Raw genomic sequence first — 26,144 nt, forward strand, 5'->3', positions numbered from 1 at the left:
CGTCGACGGAACGTTCCGTCGACGGGCGCCGGAGGGTCGTAAACCAGTCACGCCGGTGAAAGGCGCGGTTCAGTCAACCGTCCGCTGCTGCGGACCGTTCAGTGGATGATCCCCGTGCGCAGGGCCACGGCCACCATGCCGGCCCGGTCGCCGGTGCCCAGCTTGCGGGCGATGCGGGCGAGGTGGCTCTTGACGGTCAGGGCGGACAGGCCCATGGAGACGCCGATCGCCTTGTTCGACTGGCCCTCCGCGACCAGCCGCAGCACCTCGACCTCGCGGCCGGACAGCTCGCGGTAGCCGCCCGGGTGGCTCGGGGCACCCGGGGGGCGGCGGTGCATCCGGGTGGCGCCGAGGGGAGCGGCGCCGGGCCGGGTGGGCAGGCCGAGGTTGGTACGGGTGCCGGTGACGACGTAGCCCTTGACCCCGCCCGCCAGCGCGTTGCGCACCGCGCCGATGTCGTCGGCGGCGGACAGCGCCAGCCCGTTGGGCCAGCCCGCGGCGCGGGTCTCGGACAGCAGGGTCAGGCCGGAGCCGTCGGGCAGATGGACGTCGGCGACGCAGATGTCGCGCGGGTTGCCGATGCGGGGACGAGCCTCCGCGATGGACGAGGCTTCGATGACATCGCGCACGCCGAGCGCCCACAGATGGCGGGTGACGGTGGAACGGACGCGCGGGTCGGCCACGACCACCATGGCGGTCGGCTTGTTCGGGCGGTAGGCGACCAGGCTTGCGGGCTGCTCGAGGAGAACGGACACCAGGCCTCCTGGGTGGGGGGACGGGGCCGGCTTGTGGGGAAGAAGCCGGGACGAACCGTGCTTTCAAGGTCACAGTCGTCTTCGGCAGCAAACTCGTCCGCCTTTAGAGAATGATCACGATCTAGTGAGTAACAATCTGTGCAATTCGGACACGCGATCGATCATCGGAAGATCGAGTCGGTTCAAGCCGATGCGATTCGGGGACGGAAAGTGGCCGTATCGACAAAGAGATGGTCAATAAGGCGCCCATGCGGATGAAACCCCGGTCCGACCGGTTCGCTCACCGTGACTGCGGGCCCCTGCGCTGTGGCAGGGTCACCACCGAGGCGTCGCCCGGACCGGCCGGCGGCAGCCCCGCGACCTGGGCCAGCAGATCGCACCAGGAGGCCAGGTGGGAAGCCGTGTCCGGCACCCCGCCGAGGCCCTCACGGGGCGTCCAGGACGCCCGGATCTCGATCTGTGAGGCCGCCGGCCGCTCGGCCAGCCCGCCGAAGTAGTGCGAGCTCGCGCGCGTGATCGTCCCGCTCGGCTCGCCGTAGCCGAGCCCCCGCGCCTGCAGCGCCCCGGTCAGCCACGACCAGCACACCTCGGGCAGCAGCGGATCGGCGGCCATCTCCGACTCCAGCTCCGCACGCACCAGCGTCACCAGCCGGAAGGTTCCGCGCCAGGCGTCGTGCCCCGCCGGGTCGTGCAGCAGCACCAGCCGGCCGTCGGCCAGTTCCTGCTCGCCGTCGATCACCACGGCCTCGAGCGCGTACGCGTACGGGGCGAGCCGCTGCGGGGCGGGCGTGGGTTCCACCTCGACCTGCGGCCGCAGCCGGCTGCTGCGCAGGGCGTCGACCGCGGCCCGGAAAGCCGGCGGGTCCGGAGTACCGGAACGCCGGTCCGCCTCCTCGGTGTCCTTCACGTCGTCCATTCCGTCAGCGCTGTCCGACATTCGTCCGTGAGCCGCAGCCATGCGGGGAAGAGTAAGGGGAACCGCGGCTTTGTGCAGGGCAAGACACAGCAGGTGGCCGCGGGCAGTCGTGCCATGGGCCGGCGACCCCGGCACCGCGCGAGGCCCGCTTCTGCGGCATGCGAAACTTGCCCCGTGACCGCCAAGACCAGCATGCAGCCGACAGCGACGTACGACAGTGCCTTCCTCAAGGCGTGCAGGCGCGAACCCGTGCCGCACACGCCGGTGTGGTTCATGCGCCAGGCCGGCCGCTCCCTGCCCGAGTACCGCAAGGTGCGCGAGGGTATCCCCATGCTCGAGTCCTGCATGCGGCCCGAGCTGGTCACCGAGATCACGCTGCAGCCGGTGCGCCGCCACAACGTGGACGCGGCGATCTACTACAGCGACATCGTCGTCCCGCTGAAGGCCATCGGCCTCGGCCTCGACATCAAGCCGGGCGTCGGCCCGGTCGTCGAGGAGCCCATCCGCACCCGCGCCGACCTGGCCCGGCTGCGCGACCTCACGCCCGAGGACGTCTCCTACGTCACCGAGGCGATCGGCCTGCTCACCAAGGAACTCGGGCAGACCCCGCTGATCGGTTTCGCGGGCGCGCCTTTCACCCTCGCGAGCTACCTGGTCGAGGGCGGTCCCTCTCGCACGTACGAGAACGCCAAGGCGATGATGTACGGCGACCCCGAGCTGTGGGCCGACCTGCTGGACCGCCTCGCCGACATCACGGCCGCCTTCCTCAAGGTGCAGATCGAGGCCGGCGCGAGCGCGGTCCAGCTGTTCGACTCCTGGGTCGGCGCCCTCGCCCCGGCGGACTACCGGCGCTCGGTCATGCCCGCCTCCGCGAAGGTCTTCGAGGCCGTCTCCGGCTACGGCGTACCCCGCATCCACTTCGGCGTCGGCACCGGTGAGCTGCTGAAGCTCATGGGCGAGGCCGGCGCGGACGTGGTCGGCGTCGACTATCGCGTCCCGCTGGACGAAGCGGTGCGCCGCATCGGGCCCGGCAAGGCGCTGCAGGGCAACCTCGACCCGACGGTCCTGTTCACCGGCAAGGACACCGTCGAGGCCCGGGCCCGCGAGGTGCTGGACGCGGCCGCCGGTCTGGAGGGCCATGTCTTCAACCTCGGCCACGGCGTGCTGCCGAACACCGACCCGGACGCGCTGACCCGGCTCGTGGACTACGTCCACACCGCGACCGCCCGCTGACTCACCAGGTGTAACGGGGCCGCGCCCGCCTGCCGAACAGCAGGCCGCGCGGCTCCGGCGGGGGCGGCGTGCCCGGCTTGAGCGGCCAGGCCAGCAGCATGCCGGCCACGAATCCGACCACGTGCGCCGCGTACGCCACCGTGCCCGCCCCGGACACGCCGTGTCCGGACGAGTAGACCGCCTGCAGCAGGAACCAGAAGCCCAGCACCAGCCAGGCGGGCAGCCTGAGCGGAAGGAAGACCAGGAACGGGACGAGGACCCACACCCGCGCCCTGGGCCACAGCACGATGTAGGCGCCGAGCACCCCCGCGATCGCGCCGGACGCGCCGATCAGCGGGTCGCCCGAGGCGTCGTTGAGCAGCGCGAAACCGTATCCCGCCGCGTAACCGCAGACTACGTAGAAGAGGAAGAAGCGGATGTGGCCCATCCGGTCCTCGACGTTGTTGCCGAAGATCAGCAGGAAGAGCATGTTTCCGAGCAGGTGCAGCCAACTGCCGTGCAGGAACATCGCCGTGAAGACCGACAGCGGCGGCGACTTGTCGTAGTGCGGCGGTCCCACGACACAGCCCGGGCCGCGCGGGCCCACGCCGACGCCGCCGGTCGGGACCAGTCCGGGTATCTGATGGTGGATCAGCTCTCTGGGGACCGCCGCGTAGTGGTCCATGAAGGCGTGCAGATGGCACAACTGCGCCAGGTCGCTGCCGCCGGCCACGGAACCGGCTATGCCGGGCGTGCTGACGAACACCAGGACGTTCGCGGCGACGAGGGCGTACGTCACCCAGGGGGTGCGGCGCACCGGGTTCACGTCATGGACGGGGATGACCACACAGAAGTAGTGCCCGGGATGCGGCGGGCGAATCGGTGAACGGCGCGGGGCGGGGGTGCGTATCTCTCCTCAACCGACGTGAGGACAGGCGATGAGCGAACGAATCACTCCTCCGATGCATGCGCTGCCCGACGGCGAGGCGGAGGTCTCCCTGGTCGTACGGCTCCCCTGGGAGGACGTCGCGCGGCTCGGCCAGGAGGCCGGACGGCTGGCTTCGCAGATGCAGCGGCCCGTGACACTGGACGAGGCGGTCAGCTACCGGTTGCGGTCGGCCCGGCCGACCGCCACGCACGCGAAACCGGCGGGGGAGCAGCCGCAGGCGGCCGTCTCCGCGCTGCCGCGCATCAGCGGAACCGCCTAGGAGACGCGTACCTTCGCCGCCGCCTTTCTCGCCGCCACCAGGACCGGGTCCCACACCGGGGAGAAAGGCGGGGCGTAGCCCAGGTCCAGGGCCGTCATCTGTTCCACCGTCATCCGCGCGGTCAGCGCCACCGCGGCGATGTCGACCCGCTTCGCCGCCCCCTCCCTGCCGACGATCTGGACGCCGAGCAGCCGGCCCGTGCGGCGTTCGGCGAGCATCTTGACCGTCATCGGCGAGGCGCCGGGGTAGTAACCGGCGCGGCTGGTGGACTCGATGGTGACGGTCTCGTACCGCAGGCCCACCCGGTCGGCGTCCTTCTCGCGCAGACCGGTGCGGGCGATCTCCAGGTCGCAGACCTTGCTGACCGCCGTGCCGACCACGCCCGGGAACGTGGCGTAACCGCCGCCGGCGTTGGTGCCGATGACCTGGCCGTGCTTGTTGGCGTGGGTGCCGAGCGGGACGTACTGGTCCTGGCCGGAGACCAGGTTCAGCACCTCCACGCAGTCGCCGCCCGCCCAGATGTTCCCGTAGCCGCGCACCCGCATCGCGAGGTCGGTGAGCAGGCCGCCGTGGGCGCCGAGGGGGAGGCCCGCGGCCCTGGCGAGCGCGGTCTCCGGGCGGACACCGATGCCGAGGACCACCACGTCCGCCGGGAACTCGGCGTCCTGCGTGACCACCGCGCGGGCCCGGCCGTCCTCTCCGGTGAGGATCTTGGTCACCTCGGCGTCGTTGACCATGGTGATGCCGAGGCCCTCCATGGCCCGGTGCACCAGGCGCCCCATGTCCGCATCGAGCGTCGACATGGGCTCCTTGCCGCGGTTGACGACCGTCACCTCGTAGCCGCGGTTGATCAGCGCCTCGGCCATCTCCACGCCGATGTAGCCGGCGCCCACGACCACCGCTCTGCGGCCACGCGTGCGTGTCAGCGTTTCCAGCAGGGCCTGGCCGTCGTCCAGGGTCTGCACGCCGTGCACCCCGGGGGCGTCCACGCCGGGCAGGCCGGGGCGGACCGGGCGCGCGCCGGTCGCGATGACGAGCTTGTCGTACGACGTCCAGGACTCGGCGCCGGAATCGACGTCACGCGCGCGTACCCGCTGTCCGGCCGCGTCGATCTCCGTGACCTCGGTGCGCAGCCGCAGATCGATGCCGCGCGCCCGGTGCTCCTCGGGCGTGCGGGCGATCAGGTCGTCGCGCCCGGGGACGTCGCCGCCCACCCAGTACGGGATGCCGCACGCCGAGAAGGAGGTGAAGTGGCCGCGTTCGAAGGCCACGATCTCCAGCTCGTCGGGCTTCTTCAGCCGGCGTGCCTGCGACGCCGCGGACATGCCCGCGGCGTCGCCGCCGATCACGACCAGTCGTTCCGTGCCGCCCCGCCCGTCACCCATGCTCATGGGAACACGCTACGGGGCCCGGGCATTTCAGTCCCGGTCCGGCCGCTCCTCGGCAGGTTCCGGCGCCGGGCGGGCCGACGGCAGCGGGCCCGGAGCGGTCGTCGCGGGCGCGGGCCCCCGGCGGTGCGGCAGCCGGGTCCGTACGACCCGCAGCCACAGCAGCGTCAGCAGCGCCGTGCACACCGCGAACGGCAGGGCGGCGCCGAGCGCGAGGACGATCCGGCGCAGCATGGTCACGAACACGTGCCAGCCGCCGGACAGGGCGTCGACGACGCCGGGGGAGCCGTCACCGGACGCCTTCTCCACCGGCGTCCCGGACAGCGACAGCGTGATGGTGGCGAGGCTCGTGCGGTCCTTCAGGGACGCCTGCCGGGCCGGCAGCGCTTCCAGGGCGCCCTGACGGCTGCTCAACTCGCCCTCCAACTCGCCCTCCAGCTCGACCACATCGCTCAGCCTGTTCGCCCGGGCCATCAGCGCACGGATCCGGTCGACGCCGGCCCGCTGCGGCCTGACGCGGCTGTCGACGTCACACCACCTGGTCGGTGACGTCCTCCGCCTGGGCCGTACGGTCGATCAGCCGGCCCGTCCCCTGGAGTCCGGCGAGCACCTCGTCGTACTTCGCGCTGGGCACGCGCAGCACGACCCGGGTGTGCTCATGGCAGTGCGGATGATCGCGTTCTGGGTGAGCCGCGGTGTCCTGGGTGCCACCGGCTTGGCGCCGTCGGCCGCGCCCGGTCCGGCGGCCGCGTCGGCGCCGTTCGCCGCCGACTTCCCCGAGGCACCGCCGCCCGGGTCGTCCGCGCCGCCGCATCCGGCGAGGGCGAGGGCGGCGGCGAGCAGGATTCCCGCCAGGGCCCTGGCGGGGCGTGCGGGCCGTGCGGAACGTGAAGTGCGCATGGGCGGTACCCCCGAGGGCTCTGCGGCCGATGACGCTCCTACGACGGCCGGACGTGCCGGAACGTTCGGCCAACGGCCGCCGGTGCGCAGGACCTCCGGCCCTGGCTGGAGTGTCGGTGGCGTCTGAGAGAGTGGGAGGCATGAACGCAACGGGTTCACGTACGGGGCATGTCGTCGTCATCGGAGCCGGTATCGCCGGACTGGCCGCCGCCCACCGGCTGCTCGGGCGCGGCACGCGCGTGACCGTGCTGGAGGCCACGGACCGGGTGGGCGGCAAGCTGCTGCCCGGCGAGATCGCGGGCGTGCGGGTCGACCTGGGCGCCGAGTCGATGCTCGCCCGCCGCCCCGAGGCCGTGACCCTCGCCCGCGAGGTCGGCCTGACCGAGCGGCTCCAGCCGCCGGCCACCGCGACCGCCTCGATCTGGACCCGCGGCGCCCTGCGCCCCATGCCCAAGGGCCATGTGATGGGCGTCCCCGGCACCGCCGCCGCGCTCGCCGGCGTGCTCTCCGACGAGGGCCTGGCCCGCATCGATCGCGACGCCGACCTGCCGCGCACCGAGATCGGCGACGACGTGGCCGTGGGGGAGTACGTGGCCGCACGCCTAGGCCGCGAGGTCGTCGACCGCCTGGTCGAGCCCCTGCTCGGCGGGGTGTACGCCGGCGACGCGTACCGCATCTCGATGCGCTCGGCCGTCCCGCAGCTCTTCCAGGCCGCCCGTACCCACACCTCCCTCACGGAGGGCGTCCGCGAGATCCAGGCCAAGGCGGCCGCCAACCAGCAGACCGGGCCGGTCTTCATGGGCATCGAGGGCGGCGTGGGCACCCTGCCGCTCGCGGTCGCGGAGTCGGTGCGCGCGTGCGGCGGAGAGATTCTGACCGGCACGCCGGTGCGGGAACTGCGCCGGGCCGGCACGGCGGAGCCGAGCGCCGCGCGCGAGTCGTCGGCCGCCGGCCGTGCGGGCGTGCCGGGGGGCGCTGGTGCGTCCGAGGGCCCGCACGCGGCATGGCGCGTCGTCGCCGGGGACCGGGTGCTGCACGCGGACGCGGTCGTCCTCGCCGTCCCGGCCGGTGCGGCCGCCGGCCTCCTGCGTGCCGAGGCCCCGGCCGCGGCGGCCGAGCTCGCCGCCGTCGAGTACGCCTCGATGGCGGTGGTCACCCTCGCCTACCGGCGCGCGGACCTGAACCTGCCGGAGGGCAGCGGCTTCCTCGTGCCTCCCGTCGACGGCCGCACCATCAAGGCCTCGACCTTCGCCTCCCAGAAGTGGGGCTGGATCGCCGAGGAGGACCCGGACGTGTTCGTGCTGCGCACCTCCGTGGGCCGCCACGGCGAGACGGAGATCCTCCAGCGGGACGACGCCGGCCTGGTCGAGGTCTCCCGGCACGACCTGCGCGAGGCCACCGGCCTGGACGCCGTACCCCTCCGGACCCGGGTCACCCGCTGGACCGACGGCCTGCCGCAGTACCCGGTCGGGCATCACGCGCGCGTGGCCCGCATCCGCGAGCACGTCGCCAAGCTGCCGGGCCTCGCGGTGTGCGGCGCGCAGTACGACGGCGTCGGCATCCCGGCATGCATCGCCGGCGCGTACGCGGCCGTCGACCAGCTCGACGGCGACCTGAGCGGAATCCGGGAGCTCACGGCCAACCCGGTGCAGAGCCTCCACGGCGGAGCGGGAGAATAGGGACCATGAGTGACGACGCCCCCACCACCGAGTCCGGCAGGATCCCGAACAAGGGCAAGCTGGCCAAGGACCTCAACGAGGTCATCCGCTACACCCTCTGGTCGGTCTTCAAGCTGAAGGACGTACTGCCGGAGGACCGCACGGGTTACGCCGACGAGGTCCAGGAGCTGTTCGACCAGCTCGCCGCCAAGGACGTGAAGATCCGCGGCACCTACGACATCTCCGGCCTGCGCGCCGACGCCGACCTCATGATCTGGTGGCACGCCGAGACCAGCGACCAGCTGCAGGACGCGTACAACCTCTTCCGCCGCACCAGGCTGGGCCGCGCCCTCACTCCGGTGTGGTCGAACATGGCGCTGCACCGCCCCGCCGAGTTCAACCGCTCGCACATCCCGGCGTTCCTCGCCGACGAGACGCCCCGAAACTACGTCAGCGTCTACCCCTTCGTGCGCTCCTACGACTGGTACCTGCTGCCCGACGAGGACCGCCGCCGCATGCTCGCCGACCACGGCAAGATGGCCCGCGACTACCCGGACGTGCGCGCCAACACGGTCGCCTCGTTCTCCCTCGGCGACTACGAGTGGATCCTGGCCTTCGAGGCCGACGAGCTCTACCGCATCGTCGACCTCATGCGCCATCTGCGCGGCTCCGAGGCCCGCATGCACGTCCGCGAGGAGATCCCGTTCTTCACGGGCCGCCGCAAGGACATCGGCGACTTGGTGGCGGGCCTGGCCTGAGGCGCCCGCCCCGCAAGGGGCGCGGGGCTGTGTCGATATGCGGCTCCGCCGCGTGGGCAGTCAGCTCCGGCCGCTCTTCGCAGAGGCTCGCTTGGACTGTTTTGCCGGCCCGACCGCCGGAGGCAACCGGTGCGGCGCGCACGACGCGCGCCGCCCGGAGACGCGGCCCTCCAGCAGGTAGGCGTCGAGGTGACCGTTGACGCACGTGTTGGGCCCGCCCCCGATCCCGTGCGTCCCCGCGTCCCGCTCGGTCACCAGCACCGAGCCGGCCAGCCGCCGGTTCATGTCCAGCGCCCCCGGGTACGGCGTCGCCGCGTCCCGCTCGGCCGCCAGGATCAGGACCGGCGGCAGTTCGCCCCGCCCCGTCCGCACGTCCAGGGGCCGCTGCCGGGGCGCCGGCCAGTAGGCGCAGGGCAGGTTCATCCACGCGTTGTCCCACGTCTCGAACGGCGCCACCCGGGCGAGCCTGGTGTTGTCCCGGTCCCACACCTTCCAGTCCGTGGGCCAGGGCGCGTCGTTGCACTCCACGGCCGTGTAGACCGCGTTGATGTTCTCCGCCTCCGCGGCCGCCGCGGCGCTCGGCGCGGCCAGCCGGACCAGCGGCTTCGCATCGCCGCGCAGATAGGCCGACAGCGCCTCGGCCCGGCTGGGCCAGTAGCTGTCGTTGTACCCGGCCTGCAGGAACGCGCCCTGCAGCTGGCCGGGACCGACCTTCCCGCCGGCCGCCTTCCCGGCCAGCCGCTCGCGCGCGGTGTCGTAGCTGCGCTGCACCTTCTCGGGGGTGTCGCCGAGTTCGTAGACGTCGTCGTGGCGGGCGATCCAGTCCCGGAAGTCCGCCCAGCGCTGCTCGAACGCGGCCGACTGGTCGAGGTTGTTCCGGTACCAGATCTTCTCCGGGGCGGGGTCCACCGCCGAGTCCAGCACCATGCGCCGTACGTGCGAGGGGTACATCGCCGCGTACAGCGCGCCGAAGTAGGTGCCGTACGACGCTCCCATGAACGTCAGCCGGTCCTCGCCCAGCGCGGCCCGCAGCACGTCCAGGTCCCGGGCGTTGTTCAGTGAGGTGTAGTAGCGCAGCTTGCCGCCGGAGCGCCGGTCGCAGCCGCGGGCGTACGCCTTGGCCTGGGCGATGCGCTGCCGCTTGTACGTCTCCGTCGGGCGCGCCGGCGACGCGGTGGGCCCCTTGACGAAGCTCTTCGGGTCCTCGCAGGACAGCGGCGCGGAGCGGCCCACGCCGCGCGGGGCGTAGCCGACCAGGTCGTAGGCGGCGGCGATCCGCTGCCACTGCGGGACAGCGCCGACCAGCGGGAAGTACATGCTGGACCCGCCCGGGCCGCCCGGGTTGTAGACGAGGGCGCCCTGCCGGGGGACCCTCCGCTTGCTGTTGTGCGGGTCCTTCTGCGACGCCGGGATCCGGCTGACGGTCAGTTTGATCTGTGTGCCGTCCGGGTGGGCGTAGTCGAGGGGGACGGTCACCGTGCCGCACCGCACACCGCTGGGCGCCTTCGGCACGTCGGCCGGGGAACACGTGCCGAAGTCGATGCCCGCCGCCCGGGAGCGCGCCACGGCCACCTCGGTGCCGCGCAGCTCGGCCGTGCCTGGGGCACCGGGCGCGCCGGCCGCCCCGCCTGCCGGTGCGGCGGCCAGGGTGGTCAGGAGCAAGGACCCGGCGGCCGAGTACAGAGCGGCAGCTCTCATCGCGTATCCCTTCGGTGCGGAGGCGGCGATGGCACGGCTGCCATGTCCCGCGACAACAAAAGGGATATTTCGTTCGGCTGTCGGCGAAGGCAAGCACCACCCGGCCGGTGTCGGCGCCAATGCCCCCTATGCGCCCCTCGGAGAGGCTCTCACTCCCGCCAGGGCTGGTCGCGGTGGGTGAAGGCGGCGCGCAGCTGCGGCTCGCCGATCGCGCGGATCCCGCGTACGGCGACCGAGGTGAGAAACGACCGCTCGTCGCCGGCGGGCCTGCGTACCAGCGCGCCCAGCAGCCGCTGTCCGGCCGGGGAGGCCCAGCGCGAGTACGGATGCACCTCGAACCGGGCGATGGCGAGGCAGCTCAGCGAGAGGATGAGGGGCAGGGCGAACCACAGTCCGACCAACAGCCGTGGCGTCCCGGTCCGGACGGGCAGCAGCAGCGCGGTCACCCCGAGCACCGCCACGGCCGGCACGGCGGCGCGCACCTGACGGACGGCGGCGCCCACGGTCGCACCGGCGCCGTCGGGGACGGCGAGACCGGCGCGCACCAGCCGGTCGGCCAGGCGCCGTACGGCGTCGGCGCCGGCCGCCCGGGCCCGCGCGGGTGCGATGCGCGACTGCCCTTCCGGGCCTATGGCCCCTATGACGGACTGCTCCATCTCGTCGTGTCCCTCGGGGTCCACGACGGTGGCCCAGCCGGTGTGCGCGAGCAGCAGGCGTCGCTGGCGGGCCATGGAGACCATCGTCACATCGGCGACCCGGGCCGGGCCGCCGGAGAGGAAGGCCGCCTCGTACAGCGTCAGATCGTGCTCCCGGTCCGCCGTCATGGCATGCGCGTCCAGGGCTGCCGCGCGGACGGCCGCCAGGCACAGCCGGGTGCACGCCGTACCGGCGAAAGCCCAGGCCAGAAGCAGGAGAAGGACCCAGAACATGACGTGTTTCTATGCCAGAGGCCTGGGTGAACGCCATGCCCTGTTCATCATCCGGACACAGTGTTAGCGGTCTGTGACGTTCCGTTTCCCGCCCAGGTCAGAAGCCGCTCGCCGTCGTCGGCGGCGGCGGGCTGGTGGTGGCGGGCGGCAGGGAGTACGACTCGGCCGGCGACGGGGTGACCGGCACGGCGGCACTCGGGTCGACGGCCGGCGGCGTCGGTACGGGGGTGGGCGAGGAGGCCAGGTCCCGCGCGAGCGCGGCGAAGTCGACGTAACCGGTCGCCTCCAGCACCTTGATGTGGTCCAGGATCGTCGCGTTCGCGTCGTCGGCGAGATCGCGGACCAGGGAGTTCTGGGTGCCGGCCCGGACCTGGGCGGCCAGCGCGAGGACCCGGCCGTGGGCGAACCGCACGAGGCCGGCGAACCGGCGGTCGAAGTCCTGCCCCTGCGCCGTCTTCAGGGTGGCGAGCCACTGCTGCTGCTGTTCGTCCGGCTCGTTGGGCAGCGGTACGCCGAGCTGGGTGGCGACGGTGCGGACATGGGCGTCCAGCGAGGTGTGCCCGTCGACCAGGTGCCCGCCCGCCGTGCGTACGGCCGCCGTGGTCCCCTTGCGCTCCGCCAGCTCGCCGGCGGGCAGCCCCCACAGTCCCGCCAGCCGGACCTTGGCGATGAAGTCCCGGTCCTGCGCGGACAGGGGGCCGTAGGGAGTCGTCACGGTCTGGGCGCTCAGGACGGTCGCACCGGCCGCCGGGCTCGGGCGGTCGGCGTAGGACCAGAGCGGGTAGAGCAGCGCCGCCGCGGTTGCCGCGAGGGCCGCGATGACGAGGCCTGTGCCGCTGAATATGCCTCGGCCCTTGATCGGGGGTCGGGGTCGCATGACGCCTCCTGTAGCGCACCACACGCGAGTGTGCAGGGGGGTGGGGTGCGGGCGGCATATTACTCGGCCTCGTCCGGCGGCTGCCGGGCTCGGGTGGGTGATGCGTGGCCGCCGTCGGGGTGCGGGGCGTCGGCGACTGCGTATGCGTTGTGGCTGGTCGCGCCCACGCGGGCGAAGCCGGGGGCCCTGGGGTTGCAGTCGTCGCACCCGCATGCGCGCCGGAGCCGCGGGCAGTCGTGCCGCTGGGGGCGGCACGGGCGGGCGCAGCGGCACCCCGCCGGCGCCGGTAAACGGCCCCCACCCCGGCCCAGCCGCCGGCCGGGCACCCGCTCACGCCGTTCTCAGTACTCTCCGTGCCAGCCGGGCCACCCGTCGTCCGGGCCTCGGGCTCGGGCCCGCCCGGTCCAGCCACCACTCCCGGAGCTGCCGACGGGCCTCCGCGTCCTGCGGCCGGCCGGACCCGAGCAGGTGCCCGGCGAAGTCCAGGGCATCCCGGCGGTAGCCCCCCGTCATCGGCCGCACCCGGGCGTACTCCAGGAACGCCGCCCGGTACCCGTCGCCGAGAACGACCGGCAGCTCGGGTGCCACCTTCGCCACCACGTCCGCCCGCTTCGAGGCGAGGGCCCGTGCCTGCACCCCCATCCGCACCCGGTCGAACCCCTCGGGCACCGGCGTCCCGGCCACCAGTGAGGACAGTACGGCGGCCTGGGCGACAGCGAGCCGTTCGCGCGCACGGACCGTCGGCCTCGCCAGGACGGCGACACACCCGCCGCCCGCGCCACCGGCCGCACCGGTCCCCGTACCGCCGTCGGCCCGCCCGCGCCCAGCCGTCACCGCTTCCCGGATCATCGTCAACTCCCGCTCCAGCTCGGCCGGTTCGGGGAAGTTCTCGTCCCGCTCCAGGAGGACGCCGGGCGGCGCGGTGCGGGAGGCGAGGTCGGTCAGGATGTCGAGCACCGGGCGCGGCACGGGGTGGGCGTGGCTGTCGTGCCAGACGCCGTCCCGCTCGAAGCCGCCCGCGACATGGACGTAGGCGATCGCCTCCACGGGCAGCGCGGCCAGCGCCTCGGCCGGGTCCTCTCCCCGGTTGACGTGGTTGGTGTGCAGGTTGGCCACGTCGATCAGGAGCCGTACGCCGGTGCGCTCGACCAGTTCGGACAGGAACTGCCCCTCGGTCAGTTCCTCGCCCGGCCAGGAGAACAGCGCGGCGATGTTCTCCAGGGCCAGCGGCACGGGAAGGGCGTCCTGCGCGATGCGCACGTTCTCGCAGAGCACGTCGAGGGCGTCCCTGGTGCGCGGCACCGGCAGCAGGTGCCCGGCCTCCAGGTGCGGGGAGGCGGTGAGCGGGCCGCCTGCGCGGACGAATGCGATGTGCTCGGTGACCAGGGGAGAACCGAGGGCCTCCGCACGCTCCGCCAGTGCCGTCAGCCTCGCCTCCTCGGGGCGGTCGGCGCCGCCGAGGCCGAGGGAGACGCCGTGCGGGATCACGGTCGCGCCGCGCTCGCGCAGCCGCAGCAGCGACTCGGGAAGGTGGCCGGGGCAGACGTTCTCCGCCACGACCTCCACCCAGTCGATGCCCGGCATGCGCTCCACGGCGTCCGCGATCTCCGGCCGCCAGCCGATCCCCGTGCCCAGTCGCCGCATGGTCCCCCTCCTCCGAGTGACGTGCCCTCCCTGGCGAATGACGGGGGTATGGCCCCGGCGGCCGGACCCGAACCTCCTCCGTGCCGTGTTCAGAGCAACATTTGAGCTTCAGCCCCGGACCGGCCACCGCTCCGGACGGCGCCCCAGCAGGCGCAGCGCCTCCTCCAGCGGGCCGGAGCCCTCGGGCACCTCCAGCGCCGGGGCGAAGGGGGAGCCAGGGCCGCGCCGGGCCGGGTCGGTCGGCACCCGCCGGGCCACGCCGAGCGCCGCGACGCTGACGGCTTCGGGGAATGCCGGCGTGGTGCCGAGGGCGGCGGCGACGTCCCAGGCGTGCACCACATAGTCGACGAAGTGGAAGCCGACGGCTCGGCCGCCGGGGATGCCACCGAGGTCCGGCAGCATGAACTCCCTTTCCTTCACGCCCGGTTCGGCGAAGGCCGCGAGCACTGCGGCCGCGGCCGACCGGTGCGCCCGGGCGGGCTCGCCCGTGTCGTCCTGCTCCCGCCAGTACTCCGGCTCCCGGCCCGCTCCGCGCGCCGCGGCGGCGAACCCGAGGTGCTGTGCGGTCATGTGCGCGACCAGCCGTCGCAGGGTCCAGCCCGCGCAGGGGGTGTCCCGGGCCCAGTCCGTGTCCGTGGCCAGGTCCACCACGCGCACCGCCTCCTGGACGGCGATCCGGTCGAGTTCGACGAAGTCCGCTCCGGTCAGAGTCATGACCCGAGCATAAAACAAAGCGAACGGACGTGCTTATTCTTTTTCGCCGTGCTGCCCCTGAACTGCACCGGGCATCAAGGGACTTGGGGAAGTGGGAAACCCTCCGCAGCCGCACCGCGCAGCCGCTCCGCGATGGCCACCCGTGCCCTGCCGTACGCGCTCTCCTCGTCGTGCAGCACCGACAGGGCGTTCGCCGTCTCCAGCAACGCGACCAGCTCGAAGGCGAGTTGCGCGACATCGGTGCCGGTGCGCAGCTCACCCGCCGTACGGGCCTCCTCGACGGTGCGCTCGACATGGGCCGACCAGTCGCGCTGCGCACGGACCACGGCGTCGTGCATGGGCCCCGTCCGCGCGTCGAACTCGGCCATGGCGCCGTAGAAGAAGCAGCCGCCCGGGAACACCCGGCTCCGCGAGTACTCCAGCCACAGCTCGCACAGCCGCCACACCCGGCCGAGGCCGGGCGGGGTCTCGGCGGCGGGCCGGAGCACCCGCTCGGTGTAGATCCGGGCGGCCTCCCGAACGGTGGCCAGCTGCAGTTCCTGCTTGGAGCCGAAGAGCGCGAACACCCCGCTCTTGCTCAGCTCCAGCTCGGCGGCGAGACGGCCGACGGTGAGCGCCTCCAGGCCCTCGACCGAGGCGATGTCCACCGTGCGGCGCAGCACCAGCCGGCGGGTGCGGTTGCCCCGTTCGACCCGCCCGTCGACCCGTGTCATCGGCCCTCCTGGCGCAGCGCCGGGTGGTCGGCGACGACCGTGCAGCTGCCCGGCGCGATCTCCGTGAAGCCGGCGTCCCGGACGAGCGGCAGCCCGCTGCCGGTCAGCCGTGCCCAGTCGGCGGGGTCGGCCGTACGCACGGCCAGCGCGAAGCCCGCGTCCCGCCAGGTGGCGCGCTCGGCGTGGGAGAGCGCCCACCAGGCCAGCTGGGCGCCGTGCCCGGCCTGCGCCATCGCCTTTCCGGCCGACATCTCCAGCCCGGGGTTCAACCACAGCACCGGCTGGGCCGGGTCGGCGGCGACGGGCGGCTCCGGGTCGTCCAGCTCGGTGCCGGACACCTGGAGCTTGGCCAGGTCCTTGGGCCAGCCGTCGAGCGGGATCGGCGGGAACACACGTACCTCGGCGGCCTTGCCGGTCATCGTGATCCCCGGCAGTGCCTCGGCCCGCCGCCACTCGGCGCCCCGGGCCCGCCGGACGACCTTGCGGATCCGCGCGTCCTCCCAGCTCCGCACCGCCTCGGCCCACGCGCCGTCCCCGTGCGCCCGCTCGTCCCCGAGCAGCACCAGCACCGCCCGCGCGGCCGTCTCCAGCGCGTCGGTACGCGCCGGCGGCGCGCTCTTCTCGATCCGTACGACGAGGGGCAGCACGAACTGGGGGGCTTCGTCGCGTGGATTGCGCTCGGAGGTGAAGGGACTGTCTCCGGGGGAGGCTGAAACGTGGCTCACACCAGCCAACCTTAAAGGGGGTGGGACGGTCCCGGTCCCCGGCTCCGCCGCGCGGGCTCGACCAGCCACAATGCCCCCATGCAACATGACCTACGACTGACCGCCGTAGGCCGCCGCTACGGCATCCGCGGCCCCTGGGTGTTACGAGGCGTCGACCTCACCCTCACCCCCGGAACCCTCACCCGCATAGAAGGAGCGAACGGCACCGGAAAGTCCACCCTGCTCCGCCTGCTCGCCCGCCTGGACGCGCCGACGGAGGGCCGCGTCACCGGCCGCCCCCGCACGGCGTTCGTCCCGGAACGCTTCCCCTCGGCCCTCCCCTTCACCGCCCTCGGCTATCTCACCCACCTCGGCACGGTGCACGGCCTGACCCGCCGGACGGCACAGCGCGCCGCAGGAACCTGGCTGGAGCGCTTCGGTGCCGGGGCGTACGCCGGTACGCGCATGGCGCAGCTGTCGAAGGGCAGCAGCCAGAAGGTGGCCGTCGCGCAGGCCCTGCTCGGCGATCCGGAGCTGCTGGTGCTGGACGAGGCGTGGACCGGACTGGACGCGGCGGCGCGGGCCGAGCTGGAGCGGGCGGTGGCCGAGCGGACCGCCGCCGGGGGCGCCGTGGTCTTCGTCGACCACGACCCGCGCCGGCTGGCCGGGGCGCCGGAGGCGACGTACACCGTGCTCGACGGCGGACTCAGGCTCCGTACGGACTCGGGGAGTTCACCGGCCGGGCCGCTCACCCTCGTCACCGTGCGCGGACCGGCCGGGGGGCAGCTGCCGCCCGACGCGGCCCGGGCCGCCGCCTCCGCCGAGGAGACCGCTCCCGGCACCTACCGCCTCGGCGTCGCCGCCTCCCGCTCCGACGTCGTCCTGCGCACCCTGCTCACGGCGCGCCCGCCCTGGCACGTCGTGAGCGTCGCCCCGCCCCCCGACGACCCCGCACCGAACCCCGGAAGCCGCCCATGACCGCGCTTCTGCGCTACCAGGCCGACCTGCTGCTGCGCTCCCAGCGCTGGCTGCCGCCGGTGATCCTGTACGCCGCGTTCCTCGGGATCGGCGTGCAGAGCGGCCAGCCCGTCCTCGACTCGCTCGGTTACACGGCCGCCGGTCTGCTTCCGGTGGCCGCGTGGCTGGTGCGGATCTGTGTCACCGGCGAGCCGGACGCGGCCCGCGCCTGTGTCGCCGCCGCCCGGGGCCCCGCCCGGGCGCACCTCGCCTGCCTGCTGACCGCGCTGCTCGCGTCGGTGACGCTCGGGGTGGTGGCGACCGTGGTGGTGACGCTGATCAGCGATCCGGCGAGCAACGGGCACCAGATCCGCGTACCCCTGCTGCGGGCGGCCGCGGCCGGACTGCCGGCCACGCTCACCTGTGCGCTGCTCGGCGCGGCCGTCGGCGCGCTCACCAACCGGCCGCTGTTGCGCTCCACCGGCCGCGCGGTGCCCGCGATGCTGCTGGGCGCGCTGCTGGCGGTGGTGCTCACCGGCTCCCCGGCGCAGGCCGCGGTCAGCGGCCTGGTCGGCGGTTCGCGGACCGGCCGGGCGCCGCTGCCGCTGCTGCCGCTGGCCGGCGCCGCCCTGCTCACGGCCGTGGCCTTCGCCGTGGCGGCCCGGCTCACCGCCCGCCGGTCACCGTGAACAAGCCGTGCGCTGCGCCTCCCGCCACTCGCACACCGGGCACAGCGTGATGCCCTTGTACGACTCCGGGTACTCCGTCGGCTCCCGGCACAGCACAGTCCCCCACTCCCGGCTTCGCTCGAGCGGGGGACCCCCATGGCATACGGCGGCCCGTCCGCCGTGGGCGGTGTCGCCGCCTGGACGACCGTGCAGTGGTCCTCGTCGCTCATGCCTCCGGCGCAGGACCGTCAGCGGTGTCCGCTGGTCTCGCCGATCAGCTCGGAGACCTTCACGAACCGGTAGCCGCGCCTGCGCAGTTCCGGTACGACCGCGCGGACGACCCGCTCGGTCGTCGGGGCGGCGCTGCGGGTGCAGTGCATGACGACCACCGAGCCGGGCTTCACCCCGTCCAGCACCTGCCGGGTCACGGCGTCGGCGTCGGTGGCGAACGCGTCGCCGCTCACCACGTCCCACTGCACCGCGGTCACCCCGAGCCCGCTCAGCGCGCGCAGCGCCCGCCCGTCGTAACAGCCGCCGGGGAAGCGGAAGTACGGCAGCGGGTGCGGCACACCCGCCTTGCGCAGGGAGGCGTACGCCCGCTCCACGTCCGACCGCATCCTGCCGGCGTCGACGACCGGCAGGCCGTAGCAGTCGGCGGTGAACGCGTAGTGGCTGTAGGAGTGGTTGGCGACCTCGAACTGCGGGTCGTGGCCGAGGCTGCGGGCCTCGGTCGGGTACTCGTCGGCCCAGCGGCCGGTCATGAAGATCGTCGCCGGCACCTTCAGCGCGCGCAGGGCCCCGATGAGGTCCGGGTTGTCGAAGTGCTCGCCGGCGGCGGCGCGGGGCCCCTGGGCGGCGGTCATGTCGGCGTCGAAGGTCAGCGCGACCGTCTTGCCCAGGGTGCGCGGGCCGTGCGCGAAGACCGGGGTCAGGCCGGCCGGGCCCGGGGCCAGCACGGGCGGGCGCGAGGCGGACGGGGAGGCGGAGACGAGGGACGGTGCCGGGGCCTGACGGACACTGCCCGCGGGGCCCGCGCCACCACAGGCGGCGAGAGCCGCGCCCAGGACACAGACGGCGGTGATACGGCGTACTCGTGGGGTCACCGTATGAACGTAGGACTGAATGACCAGTTGTATGGTGATATGTCCGGTGTTGCGGTGGCGGGGTCACCCGCGCGGCCTCACAGGTCACGCCGCTCCAGCGGTCGCACCGCCGGGCCCTGGAGCACCGTGCCGTCGACGGCGAAGCGCGAGCCGTGGCAGGGGCACTCCCAGGCGCGTTCGGCCCGGTTGAAGGCGACCAGACAGCCGAGGTGGGTGCAGCGGGCCGAGACCGCATGCAGGGCGCCCTCCTCGTCCCGGTGCACCGCGAGCCGGCCGCCGTCCGCCCGGACGACCGCCCCGTCGCCGGGCGCCAGGTCGTCCACCGAAGCGGGCGGTTTCAGCCGGTCGCCGACGAAGTGCCGGGCCACCTCCGCCTGTGTCCTCAGCAGCGAAGGCGCCTCGCGCACGACCGACTTCAGCCGCCGCGGGTCGTACAGCTCGCGCCAGGCGCAGCCCCGTCCGGTGATCAGCGAGGTCAGCAGTAGCCCGGCCATGATGCCGCCGCTCAGTCCCCAGCCGCCGAAACCGGTGGCGACGTAGGTGTGCCGGGCGGCCGGGTGGAAGGGGCCGACCAACGGCACGGTGTCGGTGGAGTCGTTGTCCTGGGTGGCCCAGGCCTGGTCCAGGTCCACCCCCGGGAAGTGCTCCTCGGCCCACGCGGCGAGGCCGTCGAAACGGGCCCGCACATCGCCGGTGCCGGGCGTGAAGTGCTCCCCGGTGACGACCAGCAGCCGCTGCCCGTCCGCGCCGTAGGGCGCCGTACGCACCGAGCGGGTGTTCTCTTCCGGCGTGATGTACATGCCCTGCGGATCGGGGCCCTCGCCGAGCGGGCCCGCGACGACCAGCTCCCGGCGCGGGGAGAGCCGGGCGAAGAGCAGGGCCCGGTCGAACACCGGGTAGTGGGTGGCGATCACGACGTCCCGGGCGGTGACCGTGTGGCCCGCCTCGGTCGTCAGGCGGCAGGGCTCGCCGCCCTCCTGCAGGCCGACGACCCGCGTCCGCTCGTACACCTGACCGCCGCGCGCCACGAGGTCGTCGGTGATCGCCCGCAGGTACTTGACCGGGTGGAACTGTGCCTGCCCGGTCACCCGGACCGCGCCCGCCACCGGGAACGGCAGCCCGGTCTCCGTCGTGAACGCGGCCGGCAGCCCCGCCTCCCGCGCCGCGTTCGCCTCGGCCCGCACCTCGTCCACGCGCGACCGGTCCCGCACATACGTGTACGCGTTCCGTGTCTCCCACTCGCAGTCGATGCCCAGCTCGGCCACCAGTGCCGCCGCGTGCTCGATCGCCTCCGACTGCGAGCGGGCGTACAGCCGCGCGCCCTGAAGGCCGCGGGTACGCCGCAGCCGGTCGTAGACGAGGGTGTGCTGGGCGGTCAGCTTGGCCGTGGTGTATCCGGTGACCCCGGCCGCCGCCCGCCCGGCCTCCAGCACCGCCACCCGCAGCCCGGCCCGGGCCAGTTCGTGCGCGGTGCTCAGCCCGGCGATGCCCGCGCCGACGACGGCCACCTCCACGTCCAGGTCCTCGCTCAGCGCGGGACGGGACGGCCCCGGTGCGGTCCGGAGCCAGTACGAGTCGGTGATGTGCCGCCACGTCTGCATGGCGGCCGGGTACCCGCCCGGGCGTGCCGCTCACCGTGTCCGGGCGGCGCCGCGCCGCGGGGTGGTCCAACGGGCGCGGCGACCCCACGCGCGCATGATGGATGCTCCACCGTGCATCCCGTGCGCGCGTGAGGTCGCCACACATTCCATGCCGGCGGCGGGTGGGGGGCCGGCCACCGGATGCCCGGCCCGCCACCGCTGTCCGCCGTCATGGGGTCTGAGTCGGCCCGTTACCTGCCGGCGCTGTTGTTGCAGCCCATGGTCGAGCCGATGTGGGTGGCCTGGGCGCCCGGGTCGCCCTCGCCGTTGAGCGCGTTGCCCAGCAGACCGTTGAGGATGCCGACCTCGCCCAGGACGTCGAGGTTCAGGTCGTGGTCCTTGCAGTTGGAGCTCTGCAGGACCTTGCCCTCGTCGTCGTGCCCGCCGCCGGCGTAGGCGGGGCCGGCGGGCAGGAGGCTCACGCTGCCGAGCGCGGCGAGCAGGACGGCGGCCTTGCGAAGTCTGCGCATGTCATCTCCATGGGTGTGAGTGTGGATGCGGTGCGTAATGGGTCGACCGCTTACAGTCATGGAGATTAGTGTGAAAATATCGCGAAATGTGCAGCGACGCGCCGGTTTCAGGCACCCTTCAGCAGCCGCTCCCGGCACTCCGCCACGTCGAAGCCGGACTGCGGATAGCGCGGGTCGAGCTCCTCCAGGTGCTCCAGCAGCAGGCGGTTGATCGCCCAGTTCCGGTACCACTTGCGGTCCGCCGGGATCAGGTACCAGGGCGCGTACGGCGCCGCGCAGCGCTCCAGGGCCAACTGGTACGCCTCCTGGTAGGCGGGCCACAGGGCGCGCTCGTCGATGTCGCCGGGAGCGAACTTCCATTGTTTGTCGGCGCGTTCCAGGCGGCGCAGCAGCCGGCGCCCCTGCTCCTCGTAGGACAGGTGGAGGAAGCATTTGACCAGGGTCACGCCGTCCTCGGCGAGGGACCGCTCGAAGTCGTTGATGAGGCCGTAGCGGCTGCCGATCTCGGCGGGGCGGGCGAGATGCCGGACGCGGGCGATGAGGACGTCCTCGTAGTACGAGCGGTCGAAGATGCCGATCTCGCCGGGCCGGGGCAGGGCCGCGCGCACCCGCCAGAGGAAGTCGTGCCGCCGCTCCTCCTCGGTGGGCGCCTTGAACGCCTGGATCCGGCAGCCGGCCGGGTTGAGCCGACCGGTGACGTGCTTGACCGTGCCGCCCTTGCCGCTGGTGTCCATGCCCTGCAGCACCAGCAGCACCCGCCGCCCGTCCCCCGCCGTGCTCGCCGCCCACAACCGCACCTGCAGCTCGGCCAGCCGCTTCCCCGTGGGCGCGGTGTCCTTGAGGGCCGCCGCCCTTCCGGCGGGGGCACCGGGGGTGGCCCGGGTTCCGTACGCGCTCAGGTCGATCGGCTCCCCGGGCGGGAGGCGCAGCGCCTCTCGCAGGTCCCTGCCGTTCTTCTTCGTCACGGCGCTCCTTCCCTCCGGATTCCCGCATCCGAAAGAAGGCCCGGTACGGCGCTATCCCCGGCCGTATCGGCCCGTCAACGTGCCCTCGGCGAGCGTGTGCCCGGAAAGCGCCCGCAGCAGATCCGCCGCCGAGGCACCCGCGCCCGGCGACACCCGGCGGTCCGCGGCGTACACCGTGAGGACATAGTGGTGCGGCCGGTCCCCGCGCGGCGGGCAGGGACCGCTGTACCCGGTCTTCCCGAAGTCGTTGCGACCCTCCGTCGCCCCCGGTGGATGCTCCCCGGCGGACAGCCGCGTGGTGTGCGGGGCGACGTTCCACACCAGCCAGTGCGTGAACGTGCCGTGCGGGGCGTCGAGGTCCCGCAGGAGCAGGGCCAGCGAGGCCGTGTGCGCGGGTACGGCGCCGAGGGCCAGCGGAGGCGAGACGTCGGCGCCGTCGCAGGTGTTCCGGCGCGGGACGGTGCCGCCGTCGGCGAAGGCCGTACTGGTGACGGTCAGCCGGCGGGCGGCGGTGGGGGAGGGTGAGTCGGCCGGCGTGCCGCCGTCGCCGCAGCCCGCCACGAAGGCCGTCGCGGCCACGGCGATCACCCAGCTCCTGCGCATACCCGGCACGTTATCCGGAGCGGAGCTCTCCGCCATCGTCCGGCGCGGTCTGCTGCTCGCCTGTCTGCAGGCGGAGTTCCCCGTCGTCGTGCGGCACGGTCTGCTGCTCGCCTCTCTCCCCGCGGAGTTCCCGGTCGCCGTCCGGCCCGGCCTGCCGGTTGCCGCGCTCGAGGAAGTGCAGCAGCTCCACCGGGATGGGCAGGACCAGCGTGGAGTTCTTCTCGGCGGACACCGCCATCACCGTCTGCAGCAGCCGCAGCTGGAGGGCCGCGGGGGTGTCGGCCATCTGCTGGGCGGCCTCGGCCAGCTTCTTGGAGGCCTGGAACTCGGCGTCCGCGTTGATGATCCGGGCCCGGCGCTCCCGGTCGGCCTCGGCCTGGCGGGCCATGGACCGCTTCATCGTGTCCGGCAGCGAGACATCCTTGATCTCCACCCGGTCGACCTGGATGCCCCAGCCGACGGCCGGGCTGTCGATCATCAGCTCCAGCCCCTGGTTGAGCTTCTCGCGGTTGGAGAGCAGATCGTCCAGGTCGCTCTTGCCGATGATCGACCTCAGGGACGTCTGGGCCATCTGCGAGACCGCGAACTTGTAGTCCTCCACCTTCACCAGCGCGCTCTCCGCGTCGACCACCTTGAAGTAGACGACCGCGTCCACGCGGACGGTGACGTTGTCGCGGGTGATGCCCTCCTGGGCGGGGATCGGCAGCGTCACGATCTGCATGTTGACCTTCTGCAGCCGGTCCACGAAGGGGATGATCAGCGTCAGGCCCGGTGGCCGTGCGTCACTGGCGACGCGCCCGAGGCGGAACAGCACGCCCCGTTCGTACTGCTTGACCACGCGGGCCGCCATCGCCAGGTACACCAGTCCGGCGCACCCCGCCCCGGCGATCGCTCCCAGCAGTTCCTGGACCATGATGACCTCCTCACCGAGAGGCCTGTGTTTGTCCGCTGCTGTAACGATATGCCACTTCCGCCCGAACCGAGTCAGGGGGGTACCAGGGGCCGGAGCACCCTGGTACCGCCACCGCGGGCGAGCTACCCCACCGGCACCGTCAGCCTCACCGGCTCCGTCCCCACCGCGCTGTGCCGCTCGGCCCAGTTCTCCAGGGCCGTACGGCAGGCGTGGTCGAGGTGGTGCAGGCCGGACAGGTCCAGGCGGACCGGGCGGTCCTGGGGCAGCGACTCCAGGCTGTCCAGGATCTTCGGCAGCCGCAGGAAGGTCGCGTTGCCCGAGAGGTGGGCCTCGACCGGGCCCGCGCCCTTGTCGACGACCTCCAGCCTGACGTGCGAGGCCTGCCAGGCCGTCTTGACCACGGCCATCGCCAGGCCGATCAGCACACCCTCGAACATGCTGACCGCCACGATCGAGACCGCCGTCACCGCCAGGATCAGCGCCTCGCCCCGGTGCTCGCGCCACAGCACCGCCAGCGCCCGGACCGGGACCAGCTTGACGCCCGAGTGGATCAGGATGCCCGCGAGGGCCGGGATCGGGATGTGGGCGAGCACGGCCGGCAGCAGCGCCGCGAACAGCAGCAGCCACACCCCGTGCAGGACGCGGGAGGCCTTGGTGCGGGCGCCCGCCTGGACATTGGCCGCGCTGCGCACGATCACCGCGGTCATCGGCAGCGCACCGAGCAGCCCGCACACCGTGTTGCCGGCGCCCTGGGCGAGGAGCTCCTTGTCGTACTCGGTGCGCGGTCCGGAGTGCAGCCGGTCCACGGCGGCTGCGCTGAACAGCGACTCGGCGGAGGCGATCAGCGTGAACGCGACGATCGTGCCGAGCATCCCGACGCCCGCCAGCTCGCCGAACGCGCTCAGCGGCGGCGGCTGGACCGAGCCCAGCAGACCCCGCACCTCGACCGTGGCCACCGGCAGGTCCAGCGCGAACACGGCAACCGTGGCGAGGCCGACCGCGGCCAGCGGGCCGGGCAGCGTGCCCAGCCTCGCCGGGACGTGCTTCCACAGCAGCAGCACCGCGATCGTGCCCGCGCACACCGCGAGCGAGGCCACCGCCCTGCCGTCACCGAGGGCGTCCAGGAACGCCCCGGGCAGCCCGGCGATCTTGTCCAGGCCGGAGTCGGGGGCCTTGGCCGCCAGCGCCGGATACAACTGCCCGGCGACGAGCACCAGTCCGATTCCGGCCAGCATGCCCTCGACGACGGAGACCGAGATGGCACGGAAGTAGCGGCCCAGCCTCAGCAGCCCCATCGCCACCTGGAGGAGCCCGGAGGCGAGCACGATCACGCCGAGCGCCGGCAGCCCGAACTCCTTGACCGCCTCGAAGACGAGCACGGTCAGGCCGGCCGCCGGCCCCGACACCTGCAGGCTGCTGCCCCGCATCAGTCCGGTGACGAGGCCGCCCACGATGCCGGTGACCAGGCCGAGTTCGGCCGGGACACCGGAGGCGACGGCCACGCCCACGCACAGCGGCAGCGCGACCAGGAAGACGACGAGGGAGGCGGTGAAGTCCTGCCGCAGATACGGGAACCGGGATATGAGGGTGGTGTTCTCACTGGTCATCGGCGCGCTCACAGGGACTCGAAGGTGTCGGTCTGCGGGCGGTGCGCCCGTACGGTGCCGGTGTGCACCTCGTAGTACCAGGCGTGCAGGCGCAGTTGACCTCCGGTCAGCTTGCGCTCGACGCACGGGTAGGAGCGCAGCCGCAGCAACTGGGTCAGCACATGGGCCTGTACGCCCTCGGCGACCTCCGGGTCCTCGGCCTGGCCGGCCGGGCGCGGGGTGGCGTGGGCGAGCCAGTCGCGTACGGCGGGTACGGCGTCGAGGTCGTCGCCGCGCACCAGTGCGCCGACCGCACCGCAGTGCGAGTGACCGCAGACCACGATGTCGCGGACGCCGAGCACCTCCACGGCGTACTCGATGGTGGCGGCCTCGCTGGTGGGGTGCTGTGAGGTGTGGGGCGGGACGATGTTGCCCGCGGTGCGCAGCTCGAAGAGCTCGCCGGGGCGGGCGCCCGTGATCAGGGCCGGGACGACCCGGGAATCGGAGCAGGTGATGAACAGCACCTGCGGGGACTGGCCTTCGGCGAGCTTGGCGAACTCCTCAGGGCGCTGTCCGAAGGTACGGGCGTTGTCGATGAGGGGCTGCATGTATGTGGTTCCTCCTGGCGCGCCTGAGCGGCGCGTCGGACTTGAACGACGGGTTGTGGGGGTAAGGCTGAGCGCCTGTCAGCAGCGGAAGACCTGAAGTGCTGCCGGGGCGTGGGCTCTGGAGGCTGTGGGAGCCGGGCCGCGCACGGTGCCGGGTGTGTGTGAGGGGCCGGCACCGGCTGCCCGGCCGGCTATCAGCGGGTGGTGCCGCGCGCAGCGGGAGGCGGGGCCGCGGACCGCGTCCGCCTCGTCGCCCGCCGGCAGTTCGGACGACGCGGTTCCGGCCTCGGCCTTGGCCGTTGCTTCACCGAGAGTGTGCGCAGGTGCGAAGGATTCCGTGGGTGCCGGGGAGAGCAGGGCGAGCAGGATGACGGTCAGGGCGACGAGCACGGTCCTGGTCGTCGTACCTCGGAACATGCGCCCCCCTTCCGGAAGTCCACGTCTCTCGCGCGCGCCAAGCATTGGTCAATGCTTGGTCAAGAAACACATTAACCCTGCAAAGTCCTTTGCAGGGTTAACCGCGCGTTACGCGCGCAAGAGAGCGTGAAAAGTGCCGG

Annotated in this window: 27 protein-coding genes and 1 pseudogene; 6 read left to right on the forward strand and 22 right to left on the reverse strand. The window is 73.2% G+C overall.

The genetic code is table 11. The features are described from left to right. Positions 1-98: 98 nt before the first annotated feature. Both ACWGJ5_RS42285 and ACWGJ5_RS42290 read right to left on the reverse strand, forming a co-directional pair. On the reverse strand, positions 99-755 hold the full coding sequence (locus tag ACWGJ5_RS42285) for a LuxR C-terminal-related transcriptional regulator (RefSeq protein ID WP_453314931.1): 657 nt from the start codon (positions 753-755) through the stop codon (positions 99-101). 280 nt (positions 756-1,035) lie between these two features. Next, positions 1,036-1,713 carry a DUF3000 domain-containing protein gene (locus ACWGJ5_RS42290; protein WP_453314932.1) on the reverse strand — a complete coding sequence of 226 codons (678 nt, stop codon included), beginning with the start codon at positions 1,711-1,713 and terminating at the stop codon, positions 1,036-1,038. 150 nt (positions 1,714-1,863) lie between these two features. Here ACWGJ5_RS42290 and hemE point away from each other — a divergent pair, with 150 nt between their 5' ends. Further along, complete coding sequence (gene hemE, locus ACWGJ5_RS42295) at positions 1,864-2,904, forward strand: uroporphyrinogen decarboxylase (RefSeq protein ID WP_453314979.1); 1,041 nt, start codon at positions 1,864-1,866, stop codon at positions 2,902-2,904. A gap of 1 nt (position 2,905) precedes the next feature. Here the strand turns inward: hemE and ACWGJ5_RS42300 are convergent, their stop codons facing one another. Beyond that, the gene (locus tag ACWGJ5_RS42300) at positions 2,906-3,730 is read right to left on the reverse strand and encodes a rhomboid family intramembrane serine protease (RefSeq protein ID WP_453314933.1); all 825 of its coding nucleotides are present in this window, start codon (positions 3,728-3,730) and stop codon (positions 2,906-2,908) included. 91 nt (positions 3,731-3,821) lie between these two features. Between ACWGJ5_RS42300 and ACWGJ5_RS42305 the strand changes: the two genes are divergently transcribed. Then, positions 3,822-4,091 (forward strand): hypothetical protein, encoded by a 270-nt coding sequence (locus ACWGJ5_RS42305; protein WP_453314934.1) that lies wholly within the window; start codon positions 3,822-3,824, stop codon positions 4,089-4,091. Here ACWGJ5_RS42305 and ACWGJ5_RS42310 read toward each other — a convergent pair. Together ACWGJ5_RS42310 and ACWGJ5_RS42315 are read right to left on the reverse strand one after the other, a co-directional pair. Beyond that, a complete protein-coding gene (locus ACWGJ5_RS42310) occupies positions 4,088-5,482 on the reverse strand; it encodes an FAD-dependent oxidoreductase (RefSeq protein ID WP_453314935.1) in 1,395 nt (464 codons plus the stop codon). The two genes, ACWGJ5_RS42305 and ACWGJ5_RS42310, sit on opposite strands and share 4 nt — an antisense overlap. Before the next feature lie 27 nt (positions 5,483-5,509). Continuing rightward, positions 5,510-6,379, reverse strand: a pseudogene (locus tag ACWGJ5_RS42315) (DUF4349 domain-containing protein). A 140-nt stretch (positions 6,380-6,519) separates the two neighbouring features. On the opposite strand from ACWGJ5_RS42315, the gene hemG reads away from it, so the two are divergent. Then, positions 6,520-8,058, forward strand: coding sequence for a protoporphyrinogen oxidase (gene hemG / locus ACWGJ5_RS42320; RefSeq protein WP_453314936.1), 1,539 nt, complete (start codon positions 6,520-6,522; stop codon positions 8,056-8,058). Positions 8,059-8,063: 5 nt separating this feature from the next. After that, positions 8,064-8,795 carry a hydrogen peroxide-dependent heme synthase gene (hemQ, locus tag ACWGJ5_RS42325; protein ID WP_453314937.1) on the forward strand — a complete coding sequence of 244 codons (732 nt, stop codon included), beginning with the start codon at positions 8,064-8,066 and terminating at the stop codon, positions 8,793-8,795. Between the two features lie 60 nt (positions 8,796-8,855). Here hemQ and ACWGJ5_RS42330 read toward each other — a convergent pair whose 3' ends face one another. From ACWGJ5_RS42330 to ACWGJ5_RS42360, 7 genes are all read right to left on the reverse strand, one after another. Next, on the reverse strand, positions 8,856-10,493 hold the full coding sequence (locus tag ACWGJ5_RS42330) for an alpha/beta hydrolase (RefSeq protein WP_453314938.1): 1,638 nt from the start codon (positions 10,491-10,493) through the stop codon (positions 8,856-8,858). A 149-nt stretch (positions 10,494-10,642) separates the two neighbouring features. Further along, positions 10,643-11,422: a TIGR04222 domain-containing membrane protein gene (locus ACWGJ5_RS42335; RefSeq protein WP_453314939.1), complete on the reverse strand. Its 780-nt coding sequence runs from the start codon at positions 11,420-11,422 to the stop codon at positions 10,643-10,645. 97 nt (positions 11,423-11,519) lie between these two features. Beyond that, positions 11,520-12,299, reverse strand: a complete 780-nt coding sequence (locus ACWGJ5_RS42340) for a DUF4142 domain-containing protein (protein WP_453314940.1) — start codon at positions 12,297-12,299, stop codon at positions 11,520-11,522. Positions 12,300-12,629: 330 nt separating this feature from the next. After that, on the reverse strand, positions 12,630-13,943 hold the full coding sequence (locus ACWGJ5_RS42345; protein ID WP_453314941.1) for a DUF692 domain-containing protein: 1,314 nt from the start codon (positions 13,941-13,943) through the stop codon (positions 12,630-12,632). A gap of 108 nt (positions 13,944-14,051) precedes the next feature. Next, positions 14,052-14,657: a TIGR03086 family metal-binding protein gene (locus ACWGJ5_RS42350; RefSeq protein ID WP_453314942.1), complete on the reverse strand. Its 606-nt coding sequence runs from the start codon at positions 14,655-14,657 to the stop codon at positions 14,052-14,054. A 74-nt stretch (positions 14,658-14,731) separates the two neighbouring features. Then, positions 14,732-15,370, reverse strand: a complete 639-nt coding sequence (locus ACWGJ5_RS42355; protein WP_453314943.1) for a TetR/AcrR family transcriptional regulator — start codon at positions 15,368-15,370, stop codon at positions 14,732-14,734. Next, the gene (locus ACWGJ5_RS42360) at positions 15,367-16,095 is read right to left on the reverse strand and encodes an aminoacyl-tRNA hydrolase (protein WP_453314944.1); all 729 of its coding nucleotides are present in this window, start codon (positions 16,093-16,095) and stop codon (positions 15,367-15,369) included. Before ACWGJ5_RS42360 ends, ACWGJ5_RS42355 begins: the two co-directional genes overlap by 4 nt. Positions 16,096-16,173: 78 nt before the next feature. Between ACWGJ5_RS42360 and ACWGJ5_RS42365 the strand changes: the two genes are divergently transcribed. Together ACWGJ5_RS42365 and ACWGJ5_RS42370 are read left to right on the forward strand one after the other, a co-directional pair. Beyond that, positions 16,174-17,052: an ABC transporter ATP-binding protein gene (locus ACWGJ5_RS42365; protein WP_453314945.1), complete on the forward strand. Its 879-nt coding sequence runs from the start codon at positions 16,174-16,176 to the stop codon at positions 17,050-17,052. After that, positions 17,049-17,720, forward strand: coding sequence for an ABC transporter (locus ACWGJ5_RS42370; RefSeq protein WP_453314946.1), 672 nt, complete (start codon positions 17,049-17,051; stop codon positions 17,718-17,720). Before ACWGJ5_RS42365 ends, ACWGJ5_RS42370 begins: the two co-directional genes overlap by 4 nt. Here the strand turns inward: ACWGJ5_RS42370 and ACWGJ5_RS42375 are convergent. The 10 genes from ACWGJ5_RS42375 to ACWGJ5_RS42420 form a co-directional block, all read right to left on the reverse strand. Further along, positions 17,712-17,951: a hypothetical protein gene (locus ACWGJ5_RS42375; protein WP_453314980.1), complete on the reverse strand. Its 240-nt coding sequence runs from the start codon at positions 17,949-17,951 to the stop codon at positions 17,712-17,714. The two genes, ACWGJ5_RS42370 and ACWGJ5_RS42375, sit on opposite strands and share 9 nt — an antisense overlap. Beyond that, the gene (locus ACWGJ5_RS42380; RefSeq protein WP_453314947.1) at positions 17,948-18,802 is read right to left on the reverse strand and encodes a polysaccharide deacetylase family protein; all 855 of its coding nucleotides are present in this window, start codon (positions 18,800-18,802) and stop codon (positions 17,948-17,950) included. Before ACWGJ5_RS42380 ends, ACWGJ5_RS42375 begins: the two co-directional genes overlap by 4 nt. Positions 18,803-18,879: 77 nt before the next feature. Beyond that, positions 18,880-20,403 carry an FAD-dependent oxidoreductase gene (locus tag ACWGJ5_RS42385; protein ID WP_453314948.1) on the reverse strand — a complete coding sequence of 508 codons (1,524 nt, stop codon included), beginning with the start codon at positions 20,401-20,403 and terminating at the stop codon, positions 18,880-18,882. 230 nt (positions 20,404-20,633) lie between these two features. Next, a complete protein-coding gene (locus tag ACWGJ5_RS42390; RefSeq protein WP_453314949.1) occupies positions 20,634-20,912 on the reverse strand; it encodes a hypothetical protein in 279 nt (92 codons plus the stop codon). 107 nt (positions 20,913-21,019) lie between these two features. After that, positions 21,020-21,877 (reverse strand): PPK2 family polyphosphate kinase, encoded by an 858-nt coding sequence (locus ACWGJ5_RS42395; protein WP_453314950.1) that lies wholly within the window; start codon positions 21,875-21,877, stop codon positions 21,020-21,022. 51 nt (positions 21,878-21,928) lie between these two features. Beyond that, on the reverse strand, positions 21,929-22,480 hold the full coding sequence (locus ACWGJ5_RS42400; protein WP_453314951.1) for a YbhB/YbcL family Raf kinase inhibitor-like protein: 552 nt from the start codon (positions 22,478-22,480) through the stop codon (positions 21,929-21,931). Between the two features lie 10 nt (positions 22,481-22,490). Beyond that, positions 22,491-23,393 carry a slipin family protein gene (locus ACWGJ5_RS42405; protein WP_453314952.1) on the reverse strand — a complete coding sequence of 301 codons (903 nt, stop codon included), beginning with the start codon at positions 23,391-23,393 and terminating at the stop codon, positions 22,491-22,493. A gap of 122 nt (positions 23,394-23,515) precedes the next feature. Continuing rightward, positions 23,516-25,000, reverse strand: coding sequence for a SulP family inorganic anion transporter (locus ACWGJ5_RS42410; RefSeq protein WP_453314953.1), 1,485 nt, complete (start codon positions 24,998-25,000; stop codon positions 23,516-23,518). 8 nt (positions 25,001-25,008) lie between these two features. Continuing rightward, a complete protein-coding gene (locus ACWGJ5_RS42415; RefSeq protein WP_453314954.1) occupies positions 25,009-25,587 on the reverse strand; it encodes a carbonic anhydrase in 579 nt (192 codons plus the stop codon). A gap of 78 nt (positions 25,588-25,665) precedes the next feature. Beyond that, entirely contained in the window at positions 25,666-26,004 is a 339-nt protein-coding gene (locus ACWGJ5_RS42420) for a hypothetical protein (RefSeq protein ID WP_453314955.1), read from the reverse strand. Positions 26,005-26,144: the final 140 nt, after the last annotated feature.

The organism is Streptomyces sp. NPDC054783 (assembly GCF_053611725.1).